We start from the raw sequence: 13971 nt of genomic DNA, 5'->3' as shown, positions 1-13971 counted from the left end.
TCCGTCATGGCGGTCTTAACTGGGCAGACGATGAGAGGCGAACGGCTCGCCTATTTCGGCGGCGGTTTCGGGATCAACCTCCTGAGCGGGACCATCGGCTCCTACATCCTCATCTACCTCACCGACGTGGTCGGGCTGGGCGCGGCGGCCGTCGGCACGCTGCTTCTGGTGGCCAGGCTCCTCGACGCGGTCGGCGACCCGTTCATGGGATACGTGATCGACCATCTCCCCGAAAGGCGCGGCGGCCGCTACCGCCCGTACCTCTTCGCCGGCGCCCTGCTGGCGTCGGCCGGCTTTCTCGCGGTGTTCCTCGCGCCCCTCTGGACACCGTGGCCGCTCCTGGCCGCCTGGGTCACCTACCTGCTGTGGGGCTTCGTCGCGGACCTGGTCGACCTGCCGTTCATCTCCCTGCTGCCCACCATGGCCGCCGACACGGCCGAACGATCGCGCCTGGCGGGGCTGTCGACGTTCGGCCGGATCCTCGGCGTGCTGGTGATCAACGTGGCGACCATCCCGGTGGTCTCCTCCTTCGCCGACGAGCGGACCGGCTGGCAGGTCTGGGCCCTCTGCCTGGTCGTCGCGTCGCTGACCGTCATGGCGATCGTGCCGGGAAGGGTGCGCGAGCGCGTCCGCCCGGTGGACCCGCGACGGTACGGCCTGCGCCGGCTGGTCACCCTGATCCTGACGAACCGCGCGGCGATGGTCCTGGTCACCGCCAAGCTCAGCGCGTCGACGGCCATCGCGGCCGGTGGGGCCAGCGTCTACTACTTCACCTACAACGTGGGCGACAGGTCGCTGATCAGCGTCGCGGCGCTGGCCATGGTCCCGCCGACGATGCTGGGCGCGCTCCTGGTGCCCGCGCTGATCCGGCGCGTCGGGCTCAAGGCCGCCCTGCTGGGCGCGCTGGCGCTGTCCGCCGCGCCGTCCGTGGCGATCTGGGCGGCGCACTCGAACGTCACGCTGGTCCTGGTTCTGATGGGAGTGACGGCAGTGGGCGGCGGGGCGACGCTCACCGCGGCCAACGCCACCATCGCCGAACTCGTGGACTACGCCGAGTGGCGCTTCGGCCAGCGCGCGGAGGGCGCGTTCACCTCCTTGGCCGCCTTCGCCGCCAAGGCGGGCGCGGGGTTGGGCGGCGCGATGGTGGCCTACACGCTTGCGCTCACCGGCTACGTGGGCGGCGCGCGGCAGAGCGAGCAGGCGCTGGACGGGATCGTCTTCGCGATGACCCTGCTGCCCGCCGCCGTGCTGGTGGCCGGCGCCATCGTCTTCCTCGCCTACCCCGTGACCAAGGAACTGTCCGCCCAGGTCGCGGCCGAGCTCGCCGAACGACGTCAGGAGGCGATCGCGTGATCGTGCCCAGCGCCGCCCAGATGATGGAGTGGATCGAGACGGTGGTCGCGGAAGGCGTCCGGCGCCCCGGCTACCGGGCGGACGACCGGGTGGCGGAGTGGGCCGCGGGGCTGTTCACGGACTTCGGCCTGGAAGACGTACGGCTGCCGCCGGTCGAGCTGGAAGCCTGGCACCCGGTCGGCGCCACCCTGCGGGCCCACCTCGACGCCGACCCCGCCATGGTCGTCGAGGTGGCGGCGTTCGCGCTGCCGTACACGATGGAGAAGGCGAGGGTGACGGCGCCGCTGGCGCGCACGCCCGAGCCGGGGGCCATCGTGGTGCGGGAGTGCGCGCTCGGGCGGCTCCCCCAGTCCTTGCTGCGGGAGGCCGCGACGTCGTTCTACGACCCCGAGGGCGTCTTCGACGACCTCGAACAGATCCTGCCCATGGACCTGGACGCGATGGCCGGCCTGCGGGCGACGATCGAGGCCGGCGCGGCCGGATTCGTCGGCGCCTTCACCGGCATGCCGTGGGAGAGCCGCGACCACTACGTGCCCTACGACGCGGTCCGCCGGCCCATCCCCGCGGTCTGGCTGTCGCGCGACGACTCCCGCGCGCTGCTCGCCCTCATGTCCCGCGGGCCGTGCACGGCGACACTCGGCGTCGAGGCGGAGGTACGGCCCGCCGTGTCGCGCAACGTAACCGGCGTGCTGCCTGGCCGCTCCGACCAGTGGGTGATCATCGGGTCGCACCACGACGCGCCATGGGCCTCGGCCGTGGAGGACGCCTCGGGCGTGGCGCTGGTGCTGGCCGCGGCCCGGTACTGGTCGCAGGTGCCGAGCGAGCAGCGGCCGCACAACCTGTTGTTCCTGCTCACCGCTGGACACATGGCCCACGCGGTCGGCACCAGGGCCTTCATCGCCGCCAACAGGGACCTGCTCGGCAAGGTCGTGCTCCAGTTGCACCTGGAGCACGCGGCCCTGCGCTGCGAGGTCGTCGACGGCGCCCTGGTGCCGACCGCCGACCCCGAGCCCCGTTGGTGGTTCACCACCCAGGATCCGCCGCTGGAGAAGCTGGTCCACGACACGCTCGTCGCCGAGGACCTGCGCCGCTCGTTCGTCGTGCGGCCCGATCTGTTCGACCCGATGCCGCTGACGGACGGCGCGTTCTTCTTCCCCGAGAAGGTGCCGCTGGTGCACTTCCTCGCGGCGCCCATGTACCTGTTCGACTCCGCCGACACCGTCGACAAGGTCGACCAGGCCGCCCTGGAGCCGCTCACCAGGGCGGCCGTCCGCATCGTGCTCGGCACCGACGGGTGGACCCGGTCCCCGGCAGCCCGATGACCGGTGCGCGCATCGCCCTTGTGGTGGAGGATCCTCCATCCCATGCCTTGAACACTGGAGCGACGTCCATGTCCTGACATGTCCGGCCCGTGTTTCGCTGTGCGTATGCACTCGCGATTCATCGTGCCCGCCAGCGAAGGCCGGGCCGTCAAGGTCGGAGCCGGGCAGCGGGTACGGATCGTCGATCTCGAGGGCGGCCAGGTCGGCGACGTCTTCGCCTTCGCCGCCGACGACGTGACCGAGCATCTCAGCGCGTCCCACACCCGCGCCTCCACCAGCCGCCTGTTCCCCGCTCGGGGGGAGCACTTCGTCACCGACCGCCGCAGGCCCATCCTCACCCTGGCGGACGACACCTCCCCGGGCTGGCATGACATGCTCATCGCCGCCTGCGACGCCAACCGGTACGCCGCGCTCGGCGTGCGGGGCTACCACGCCTCGTGCGCCGACAACCTGCGCCGGAGCCTGGACCACCTGGGCCTGACCTTTCCCGGCACGCCGCAGCCCGTCAACGTGTTCATGCGGATCCCCGTGGCGGACGGCGGCCGGCTGAGCTGGCTGAGCGCGATCAGCCGCGCGGGCGACGCGATCACGTTCGAGGCCGTCATGGACTGCGTGGTCGCGGTGTCGGCCTGCCCGCAGGACCTCGTGGAGATCAACGGGCACAAGCCGACCCCGCTGGCGATCGAGCTGCTGGACGGCCACGACGACCCCAACGACACCAAGGAGTGAACGAGCGATGACGCATCCCGCGCTGCGACCGGACCGGATCGGCGGACTCGAGCTGGCCAACCGGCTCGCGGTCTCGCCCATGACCAGGGTGTCGGCCACCGCCGACGGCACGCCGACGGCCGAGATGGCCGACTACTACCGCGCGTACGCGGAGGGCGGGTTCTCCCTCGTCATCACCGAGGGGACCTACACCGACACGCTCTTCAGCCAGGGGTACGCCAACCAGCCGGGAATCGTCACGGACGGGCACGTGGCGGCGTGGCGGGAGATCACCGGCCAGGTGCGCGCCGCGGGAGCGCCCATGGTGCTCCAGCTCATGCACGCGGGCGCCCTGTCGCAGGGCAACCGCTACCGGGAGGACACGGCGGGGCCCTCGGCCGTCACGCCCCGCGGGCTGAAGATGCCCGAGTACGGCGGGTACGGCCCGTGGCCGACGCCGAGGGAGATGAACCAGGACGACATCGACGCGGCGGTGCGCGGGTTCGCGCTCTCGGCGGCGCGGGCCAGGCAGGCCGGCTTCGACGGCATCGAGCTGCACGCCGCCAACGGCTACCTGCTCGACCAGTTCCTGACCGACTACACCAACCTGCGCGACGACCGCTACGGAGGCTCCGTCGCCGCCCGGGCGCGGCTGACGGCCGAGGTGGTCTCCGCCGTCCGCGAGGAGGTCGGCCCCGACTTCTGCGTCGGCGTACGGCTGTCGCAGACCAAGGTCAACGACTTCACGCACCGGTGGGCGGGCGGCGCCCGCGACGCGGAGATCATCTTCGCCACCCTGGCCGAGGCGGGCCCGACCTACCTGCACATCGCCAGCGAAGGCCGGGACTGGATCGAGACCGCCACCCTGGACGGGGGCATCACGATCACCGGTCTGGCCCGCAAGGTGACCGGCCTGCCCGTCGTGGCCAACGGCGGCATGCACGACCCCGGCCAGGCGGCGACCGTCCTGGAGGACGGCCACGCCGACGTGCTGGCCATCGGGAGGGGAGCGCTCGCCAACCCCGACTTCCCCCGGCGCCTGGCCGAGGGGACGCCCCTCGCGGCGTTCGACCACGAGATGCTGCAGCCGATGGCGACACTCAGCCACGCCCGGCTGTGGCGGCAGGCCGTCGAAGCGCGGTAAGGAAGAACATGAGCAAGACGCACAACACCTGGCAGGGCGAGGCCGCCGCGGTCGTGACGCTGACCTTCGACGTTGACGCGGAGACGCCGATCCTCGCCCAGGGACGCGAGTACGCCGACCACGCCATGACGATGTCCCACCAGGCCTACGGTCCCGAAGTGGGCCTGCCCCGCATCCTCGACCTGCTCGACGAGCTGGTCGTGCCCGCGACGTTCTTCGTGCCGGGCTGGGTGGCCGAGCATCGGCCCGGGCTGGCCGCCTCGATCGCCGAGCGGGGGCACGAGGTCGCGCACCACTCCTACAGCCACCGGCCGCCCACGTCGATGACCCCGCAGGAGGAACGGGCCGACTTCGAGCGCGCTCTGGCGGTCTTCGACAAGCAGGGCATCGAGATCCTGGGGCATCGGGCGGCGCTGTGGGAGGCGACCTGGCAGACGGGCGAGCTGGTCGCCGAGTACGGCCTGCGCTACGACTCCTCCCTGATGGGCGACGACCGGCCGTACAAGGTGGCCACGGCGGCGGGGGAGATCGTCGAGCTGCCCGTGCACTGGTCGCTCGACGACTGGGAGCAGTACGCCTTCCTGCCCGCCCCGCACATCGGATCGGTCATCGAGTCCCCGGTGAAGGTCCTCGAACTCTGGCGGGCCGAACTCGACGGCATGCGCCACTACGGGGGCCTGTTCAACCTGTGCGTGCACCCGTTCCTGTCGGGCCGTCCCGGCCGGGCGATGGCGTTGCGCCAGTTCATCGAGTACGCGCAGGGCTGCTCCGACGTCTCCTTCGCCCGCTGCGGTGACCTGGCCGCCGTCGCCGCCGCGGACGCCGGCCTGACGGTGCGCAGGCCACGGCCCCCGGAGGTGGACCCGGAGGTCTATCCCGGCTGAGGTCAGTCCATGGCGTCGATGGTCAGCGCCAGGAACAGGTCCACCCTGTCCTCTGTACGGCCCACGTCCCTGCCGGTCAGCTCCGTGATCTTGGTCAGGCGGTTGCGCAGGGTGTTGACGTGGACGTGCAACACCCCTGCCGTCGCCGCCCACTGCCCGTCGTGGTCGAGGAAGGCGCGCAGCGTCAGCTCCAGCTCCCCGCCTCGCCGTGCGTCGTGCTCCCGCAGGGGGCCGAGCAGCTCGTGGGAGAACTGGTGCAGCGTCTCCTCGTCGAGCAGCCCCAGCAGCAGCCGGTGCGTGCCCAGCTCGGCGAAGCCGCGCACGGCGGGCCCCGAGCGGGTACGGCGGAGCACCCGGCAGGCCTCGCGCGACTGCAGCAGGCGGGGCCGCAGCTCCGCCGCGTGCGGGGCGAGCCCGCTCAGCCCCGCGACGGGGCGCAGGCCGGGGAAGCGCCGCTCGATGCCGCTCACCAGACGCCGGGCCAGGAGCGGCAGCTCGCTCTCGGGGTTGCGCCATGGCAGCACCGCGACCACGTCCTGGGTGCCGCCTGCCACGACAGCCGGCACTCCTTCCCGCGCGAAGAACTCGCCGATCACCTCGGCCAGGCCGTGGATGGTCGCGGCCTCTCCGTCGGCGAAGGCCACCGCGCACACGGCCAGCGGCCCTCCGGGATCCACGCCGAAGGCCCGCAACCGGCCGGGTACCTCGGCCGCGCGCCGGCCTCCCGACAGGACCATCTCCAGCAGCTCGCTGGCGAAGCGCATCTCGATCGCCTGGACGGCCTGCTGCTTCGCGACCTCAAGGCTGAGGAAGCGCGCCGTCTGCTCCAGCGCCTCCCGCTCGACCGCCGCGAGCTCGCGCAACGGCTGGAGGCAGATGAGGGCGGCGTCGATGTCGCCGACGGCCCCGACGGGGAACAGGGCCGCGCGACCCGCGGCTCCGAGGTCGACCTCCAGCGCGGGCGGGCGCCTCGCCAGCCCCTCGGCAACGGCGTGCAGCTGGTCCCCGTCGAGTTCGGCGCCTGCGACCGCGAGCGACCGCCCCATCCTGTCGACCACCGCGAGGGGCAGATCGTGATCGCCTCTGAGCACGTCGAGCACGCCCGAGGCGCCCGCTCCGCGGGAGATCGCGGTGGCCAGGGCGTCTCCCCTGCGGACCATGCTGACCAGCGCCTGCTTGCGTTCGTCGGTCGACATGCCGGCGACGACCTGCGAGACCTCGGTGAACGGCACGGCCACGGAGATCTCCAGCAGTGGCAGCCCCGCCTCACGGCAGGCGTCGACGAGCGCCTGGGGAGTGCGCGGCGTCTCCGCCCGCAGGCCGAACATGATCCCTGCCGCCCTGGCCGTCCTGACGTTGGCGACGAACCGCGCGGCCGTCACCTGATCGGCCCACAGGCCGTTCGTCATCACGAGCTCGCCCTCGCGCACGTAACGCGACGGGTCGGGCAGTTCGGTGTTGTGCACCCAGGCGACGGGCGCGTCGAGCGCGCCCGGCGGGCCGGGCACCAGCACGCGGAGTTCGAGTGAGGCGTGACGCAGCAGGGCCGCGAGCGTGAACACACTAGAACTCTATACAGCCGATGCTTCGTTCTCTAGAGCTTCCTCCACTCCCCGCTCGCAGGTTCGCGTGCTTGTGTGGGGAATGTCACCAAGGAGGACATCATGCGATCGAGTACAGCCGTCCCAGCCGCCGAGAGCGAGGGCGAGAGCGAGGGAGTGCGCTTCGACGCCCACGGCGTCGAGCCCATTCCCGCCCCCGCGCGCGACTCCACCCCCTGGCAGCAGTTCTGGATCTGGACCGGCGCGAACATCGCCCCGATCAACTGGGTCCTCGGCTCCCTGGGCGTGACACTGGGCCTCAGCCTCATCGAGACCATCGCCGTCATCGCGATCGGCAACCTGGTCGGCTGCGCGGTGTTCGGGCTGTTCAACCTGATGGGGCACCGCACGGCCGTCAACCAGATGGTGATCGGCCGCGCCGCCTTCGGCCGCAGGGGCGCGATCGTGCCCGGCCTCGTCCAGGGACTGCTGACCATGGGCTGGGTCGGGGTCAACACGTGGGTCGTCCTCGATCTGGTGCTGGCGATCCTCGCGCGCATGGGCGTGGAAGGAGGGCTGGGCCTGAAGTACCTGGTCGCCGCCGTCATCATGGTCGTGCAGCTCGGCCTGGCGCTCTACGGCTTCTACGCGATCCGCACCTTCGAGAAGTACACCGTGCCGATCACCGTGCTGATCATGGGCGTCATGACGGTCCTGGCCGCGGTTCAGGTCGACCCGCAGTGGACGGCCTCCACCGCCACCGCGCCGGGCTCCAAGCTCACCGCGGTCACCCAGCTGCTGACGGCGATCGGCATCGGCTGGGGCATCAGCTGGCTGCCGTACTCCGCGGACTACAGCCGCTTCATCCGTCCCAGCGCGTCGGGCGCGTCGGTGTTCTGGTCGACGGCGCTCGGCATGTACCTGCCCACCGTGTGGCTCGCCGCCCTCGGCGCGTACCTGAGCAGCGGAAGCGGCGGCAGCGACCCGTCGAGCCTGGTGACGAACACCTTCGGCGCGCTGGCCGTGCCGGTGCTCCTGCTGGTCATGCACGGCCCCGTGGCCACCAACATCCTGAACCTGTACTCCTGCTCCCTCGCCGCGCTGTCGGTCGGGATCAGGATCGCCCGCTGGAAGCTGACCCTGATCGCCGGAGCCGTGGCCTCGGTCGTGCTGGTGGTCTTCGTGCAGGCCGACGACTTCGCCAGGGCCTTCGATCACTGGATGGTCTCCATCCTGGTGTGGATCAGCCCGTGGGCGAGCATCGTCCTGGTCGACTACTTCGTCCTGCGGCGAGGCCGCGTCGACGTGGGCTCGCTGTACACCGATGACGCCTCGCCGTACGGGCCGGTCAACTGGAGGGCGCTGGCGAGCCTGGCCGCGGGGCTCGTGGCCGCGTGGAGCTGGCAGTTCGGCATGGTGCCTCTCACACAGGGGCCCATCGCGCGGGCACTGAACGACACCGACTTCTCGTGGCTGTCGGGCAGCCTGGTGGCGGGCGGGCTCTACTACCTGCTCGTCCGGAGCCGGGTCGCCGTCCCGCGGGAGGCGGCACGCTCGGCGAACGTCTGAGTGCTCGGCCCCGCGCGACCGTTCGCGGGGCCGAGCGCAGGTGGAGCGTCGGCTCGCAGAGCGCGGGCGCGCCCGCGACCATACGGGATCGCCGGCCCCGCCGGCGTGGCGGGGATCAGGCCGGGCGGAAGGCGGCGCGGCCGACGAGGGACGTGACGAGGGCCTGGACGATGCGCATGATCAGCGCTTCCAGGAGCATCATGGCCGCCTTCGCGAGCACAGAGGCCAGAAATTCAGACACCGACTACCTCACATGATGAAATCTAGTGTTAGCAAGATAATTCACCACAAATGTTGCTGTAAGGCCACAATTGGGGTGGCCGTATGGTGAACCGTCGATGTCTACTCGGCGCTCGTCCGCTCCATCAGCGCCGCCGCCAGCGCGGCCGCGACGGCGCAGCCGAGCCCGATGGTCCAGCCGAACGGGCCGATCGGGCGGCAGCCGAACACCTGGCTGAGACCAGGAACGGAGACGATCACGATGAGGGCCGCCAGCGACAACAGCGACGCGAGGAACACCGCCCGATCCCGGCCCCCCACCGCCAGCGTCTGCAGCAGCTGAGCCGCCACCAGCCCGACGAGCCCGACGGTGGACGCCCGGCCCCGCGTGCCGGTCATCCTGCCGACCAGCCACGCCGCGGTCGCCGCCGCGGCGGTGGTGACCGCCCGCACGTAGATGTCCCGTGTCAGAGCGGTGCCGAGCGAGGCCTCAGGCCCCTCGGCGAGCAGCTTCTCCGGGCTCGCGGCGCCCGGCGGGCGAACGGCCACCGCCATGGCGGGCAGCATGTCGGTGAGCAGGTTGACCAGGAGCAGCTGGCGGGCGTTCAGCGCGCTTCGCCTGGACAGCAGGCTCGAGCCCAGCGTGAAGGCGATCTCCCCGACGTTCCCGCCGAGCAGGATGCCGAGCGCGTCGCGGACCGAGCCCCACATCGCCCTGCCCTCGGAGATCGCGTCGATGATCGTCTCGATGCGGTCGTCGATCACGACGATGTCGGCGGCCGCCCTCGCGGCGGGCGCGGCACGCGGCCCCAGCGCGACACCGACGTCCGCGAGCCTGATCGCGGGGACGTCGTTGGCGCCGTCTCCTGTCACGGCCACCACCTTGCCCGCGCGCCGCAGGCTGGAGATGATGCGGGCCTTGTGCTCCGGCGTGGTCCGCGCGAACACGGCCACCTCGGGCAGCACCGAGGTCAGGGCGTCGTCGTCCAGCCGGTCGAGCTCGGGTCCCGTCATCACCCGCTGGCCGTTCAGGACGTGGATCTCGGCGGCGATGGCCTCGGCCGTGCTCGGATGGTCACCCGTGATCATGATGACCTGCACGCCGGCTCGCATGAGCCCGTCCACACTCCGCTTCGCCGTCGGCCGTACGGGATCGGCCAGGCAGAGGAACCCCAGGAAGCACAGGCGCTCGATACGGGACTCGTCGAGATCGGCGCGGCTGGACGCCCCGCGCTCGGCGACGGCGAGCACGCGGAACCCCTGCAACGCGAGCCTGTCCACCTCCTTCTCCAGCTCGCGCCTGGCCTTGGCGCCCATCGGGACCTGCCTGCCACCGCGCATCAGCTGCGCGCATCGGTCGAGCACGACCTCGGGGGCCCCCTTGACGCTCAGCAGGTGGCCCGACTCGGACAGACCGAGCACCGCGTGATAGCCGCGCGCGGGTTCGAACGGCAACTCGTCCACCCGGTGCCACTCCCGCAGCCCGTCCTTCGGCGCGACGTGCAGCCTGGCCGCGCCCTCGACGACGGCGCGGTCCGTGGGATGCGGGATGGCGCGCCCGCCCTCGAAGCGGGGCCCCGCCCTGAGCGCGGCGCCGACGATCCCCTTCAGCTCCGGCGTCAACGTCTCGAGCGGCCGGGTGCTGCTTCCGTCCGAGACCTGGCGCAGGCTGATACGGCCCTCGGTCAGGGTCCCCGTCTTGTCGAAGCAGAGCACGTCGACCCGGCCCAGCGCCTCGATCGTCGACGGGTTGCGGACCAGCGTGTTGCGCTTGGACAGCCGCTTGCTCGAGGCGAGTTCGGCCACGGTGGCGATGAAGGGGAGCCCCTCGGGAACGGCGGCGACGGCCAGGCTCACCGCAGGGGCGAGAGCCTCGGACAATGGCGAGCCGCGCAGCAGGCCGGCCGCCATCAGGACGATGCCCGACCCGACCGCGGCGGGCAGGATCCTGCGGCTCAGCCTGCGCAGCCGTAGCTCCACGCCGCTCACCAGCGGCCCGTCGGTGGCGAGCCTTGCGGTCCTGCCCGCCTCGGTCTCCTCCCCCGTCGCCACGACCACGGCGAGGCCGTGGCCGGCCGCGACGGTGGTGCCCTCGTACACCATCGACCGGCGATCGGCGATGGCGGCCGCCGCGGTGGGAGTCGCGGTCTTGGCCACCAGCTGCGACTCGCCGGTCAGGGTGGACTCGTCGATCTCGAGCCCGGCCGCCTGGATGAGCCGGCCGTCCGCAGGAACGGCGTCGCCCGCGCGCAGCTCGATCACGTCCCCCTTCACCAGGTCCTCGGCCACGCCTGAGACGCCGCCGCCGGGCCTGCACAGCCGTACGCTCACGGCGGCGATCTCGGTGAGGCGGCGCAGCTCCCTGTCGGCACCGCGCCGCTGCGCCCCGCCGATGACCGCGTCGACCACCATCACGCCGCTGATCAGCACGGCGTCCAGGACCGAGCCCACCGCGGCCGACATTCCCGCGCCCGCGGCCAGAACCGGCGTCAGCGGGTTGGCGAGCTCCTCGACGGACGCCATGACCAGGGACGTGGGCCCGGCGGACTCAGTCCGCGACCTCTTCGTCCTGCGGCGCGCGCTCTCCTTCTCGCTCAGCCCGCGCGGCGACGTGCGCAGCAGGGTGAGGACGTCGGGGACCGCCATCGCGTGCCACGGCGTACGGTCGGCGTGCACCGGCGCCGCCGTCCGCCTGACGTCGCGCCCGACCCACTCGCCCGCGACCAGGGCCGCCACCAGGGCGCAGTCGCGAAGCAGGTGCGCCCGGGCGACCGCCGTCCGGGCCGGAGCGAGCACGGCCAGACCCGCGCCGATGACGCCTGCCGCGGTGGCCACCCGGATGCCGCGCCTGCTCGCCCTCTTCGCGTACGGCACGGAGCGCAGCAACAGGTGGACCCCGTCGAGATCGCTGATCGCGTCGGCGTCCCACGGCACGCGCCGCGCCTCCCTGAGCACGCCGATGCCCAGGTCGGCCTGGCGCAGGCCCCGCCTCGACGTACGGGACACCACGGCCACCACATGGCCTTCGACCTGCAGCGCCCGTACCGAGGCGACCAGCCTGGAGCCGCCGTCGACGAGCTGGTCCACGCCGAGCCGCCGCCCGAGGCCCGGCTCCCCGCCGGCCAGGGACACGCTGCCCGCGCCCTTCGCGGCGGCGACCACGGCCTCGGCCAGCGGGTGGAGCTCGGGCGCCAGCCCGACCAGAGCGATCGGGGTCCCCTGCCGTGAGACGCTGACCGGCCGTATCCCCTGCCTGCGCCACGCGCGCACGTGCGAGGGTTCGCGCGCCGCCGAGTACGGCCCTGCCGCCCACCCGCCCCGCTCGCGCACGGCCGCGGGATCGGTGAGGTCGAGCAGCGTGTAGAGCCGCGTGTGCAGCTCGTCCAGGTCCTCGTCCGCGTCGATCGGGACCACGTCGTCGATCGTCCACGCGCCTGTGGTGAGCGCGGCGGCGTCGAGGAGGACCGTGTCGACGCGGTCCAGGCACCGCAGCGCGTCGCGGCGGAGCACCATCCCGCCGCGATCGGCGAGGGCGCGCACGAGGGCGCTGCTGAAGGCGTCCCTGCCGACGTGCGCGGCCTTCGGGATCCCCGTGATGAGCACGGAGAGCCCGCGCTCGTGATCGCGGCTCACCAGGGTCGTGACGCCCTGCGCGGTCAACGCGGCGGCGCTCGCGGCGTTGGCGTACCGCTCGACAGGTCCGTGCGGCAGCGGAACAGGGCGGGGCCGCTCCGCCACGCCGGTGTGGCGGTAGGCCCCGTCGGCCTCGGCGAACTCCTCCTCGCGCAGCTCCCACGCTCGGCGCCCCGCGCACGAGTCGATGTAGCGGCCTGCGGCTGCGACGGAGTCGATGAGCATCGACAGGGGCCGCATCGACAGCGTCTGGGACACGATGCGCGTCGACGCCACCAGCGCCTCGGCGGCGGGCCTGCCCATGTACCGCTCCAGCTCCCGCCGGACCCGCGGCGCGTGCTCGCCGAGCGCCAGGACGGCGGGCACGGCCGGCGGCAGCTTCGGCAGGCGGGCGACCTGCCCGGCCAGGGCGAGCCCGGTGCCGACGAGGTGCAGGCCGAGGCTCACCGCGGCGCGGGCCTGCTGCTCGACGCCGTCGAGCGCCGGCGTTTCCCCCCTGCGACCGTCGCCGACGTCGAGCTCGTCGACGATGGCCACGAGCTTGTCCAGGTCGGCCGTGGACGGGTCGCAGCCCACGAACACGCAGCCGAGCGCGCCGTTCACCTCGGCGCGGTCGACACCGGCCGAGCGCAACCGGTCCTCGAGGGCGCGCGCCGCCGCCTCCGTGCCAGGGCCGCCGACACGCCTTAATTCGATGCGGACTCCACTGGCGCATCTCTGTATCCGGCGCGGGCGGGGGAGCATGCTCCGCACGGGTTCGGGGAGCATGGCCAGGATCGTGTCAGCGGGGAACGACCACATGTCGCCCCCTCGGCGGAACCGCGCAGGCACGCGGGCTGCTCAGCGCACGTGGCAAACCGGATCTCACCCGCCCGACCGCGCGCGCCCCGAGGTCCCCGTCCTGGATGCTCGTGACGTGGTGGAGGAGGCGGGCTTGCGCTGGGAGGTGGTTCGCTTCGAGGTGGCGGTGGCCGAGGTGGCTCTCTTCGACGCGGCGGCCGAGGTGGTGGCGCGCTTCGGCCCGGCGGTGCTCCCCGAGGTGGTGGTCTTGGTCCCGGCGTCGCTCTCCGAGGCGCCGGCGCCTCTCCTGCTCCTCGACGCCGTGCTTCGTGAGGCGGTGCTCCTCGAAGCCGTGCTCCCGGACGCGGTGCTGTCTGACGTGGCGCTCCTCGAAGCCGTGCTCCTCGAAGCCGTGCTTCTCGACCCCGTACTCCGGGACGCCGTGCTTCTCGACCCGGTGCCGCGCGACGCGGCGCTTCTCGACGTGGTGGTCCTCGACGCGGTGGCCCTCCGCGGCGCCGCGGTACGGTTTCCGTCGCCGGCGGCCGTCGACCCCCGCGCCCTGCGGGCCGACGCCCCGCCCTCCTCCTCCCGCCCGCGCTGCGCGATCATCGACCCGACGCCGATGGCGGCGGCCACCGGCCATTCGAGCACGCCCACCGCCGCGAGCACACCGAGCGCGCCGTAGTAGGCGATGCGCTCAGGTGGCGGGAGGAACGTCCGCGCGACGTCCACGGCATGACCGATCTCCTGCCGGGACATGCGCGGCAGCTCCACATGCGGCAACTGCACGTGCGGCATCTCGACGTGCGGCATCG

The 13971-nt window shown here is 72.5% G+C and carries 10 protein-coding genes; 7 read left to right on the top strand and 3 right to left on the bottom strand.

Features of this window, described 5'->3' with window-relative positions; all coding sequences use genetic code 11:
• Positions 1-6: 6 nt before the first annotated feature.
• The 5 genes from AC3EO4_RS34040 (at position 7) to AC3EO4_RS34020 (ending at position 5411) form a co-directional block, all read left to right on the top strand.
• Positions 7-1353: an MFS transporter gene (locus AC3EO4_RS34040; protein ID WP_431899488.1), complete on the top strand. Its 1347-nt coding sequence runs from the start codon at positions 7-9 to the stop codon at positions 1351-1353.
• The gene (locus tag AC3EO4_RS34035) at positions 1350-2675 is read left to right on the top strand and encodes a M28 family peptidase (protein ID WP_431899486.1); all 1326 of its coding nucleotides are present in this window, start codon (positions 1350-1352) and stop codon (positions 2673-2675) included. The genes AC3EO4_RS34040 and AC3EO4_RS34035 overlap by 4 nt, the downstream gene beginning before the upstream one ends.
• 105 nt (positions 2676-2780) lie before the next feature.
• The gene (locus AC3EO4_RS34030) at positions 2781-3404 is read left to right on the top strand and encodes a DUF1989 domain-containing protein (RefSeq protein ID WP_379570009.1); all 624 of its coding nucleotides are present in this window, start codon (positions 2781-2783) and stop codon (positions 3402-3404) included.
• A gap of 7 nt (positions 3405-3411) precedes the next feature.
• Entirely contained in the window at positions 3412-4527 is a 1116-nt protein-coding gene (locus AC3EO4_RS34025) for an oxidoreductase (RefSeq protein WP_379570011.1), read from the top strand.
• 8 nt (positions 4528-4535) lie between these two features.
• Positions 4536-5411, top strand: a complete 876-nt coding sequence (locus AC3EO4_RS34020) for a polysaccharide deacetylase family protein (protein WP_379570013.1) — start codon at positions 4536-4538, stop codon at positions 5409-5411.
• 2 nt (positions 5412-5413) lie between these two features.
• Here the strand turns inward: AC3EO4_RS34020 and AC3EO4_RS34015 are convergent, their stop codons facing one another.
• Entirely contained in the window at positions 5414-6973 is a 1560-nt protein-coding gene (locus AC3EO4_RS34015) for a PucR family transcriptional regulator (protein WP_431899484.1), read from the bottom strand.
• 102 nt (positions 6974-7075) lie between these two features.
• On the opposite strand from AC3EO4_RS34015, the gene AC3EO4_RS34010 reads away from it, so the two are divergent.
• Positions 7076-8521, top strand: coding sequence for a purine-cytosine permease family protein (locus tag AC3EO4_RS34010; RefSeq protein WP_431899483.1), 1446 nt, complete (start codon positions 7076-7078; stop codon positions 8519-8521).
• Positions 8522-8636: 115 nt separating this feature from the next.
• On the opposite strand, the gene AC3EO4_RS34005 is transcribed toward AC3EO4_RS34010, so the two are convergent.
• Together AC3EO4_RS34005 and AC3EO4_RS34000 are read right to left on the bottom strand one after the other, a co-directional pair.
• The gene (locus AC3EO4_RS34005) at positions 8637-8762 is read right to left on the bottom strand and encodes a hypothetical protein (RefSeq protein WP_379570019.1); all 126 of its coding nucleotides are present in this window, start codon (positions 8760-8762) and stop codon (positions 8637-8639) included.
• 101 nt (positions 8763-8863) lie between these two features.
• Positions 8864-13006: a cation-translocating P-type ATPase gene (locus AC3EO4_RS34000; RefSeq protein WP_431899481.1), complete on the bottom strand. Its 4143-nt coding sequence runs from the start codon at positions 13004-13006 to the stop codon at positions 8864-8866.
• 301 nt (positions 13007-13307) lie between these two features.
• Between AC3EO4_RS34000 and AC3EO4_RS33995 the strand changes: the two genes are divergently transcribed.
• Complete coding sequence (locus tag AC3EO4_RS33995) at positions 13308-13841, top strand: hypothetical protein (protein WP_431899479.1); 534 nt, start codon at positions 13308-13310, stop codon at positions 13839-13841.
• Positions 13842-13971 lie beyond the last annotated feature (130 nt).

It is taken from the genome of Nonomuraea sp. bgisy101 (genome assembly GCF_057708945.1).
This window is presented reverse-complemented; position numbering and strand designations above follow the sequence as displayed.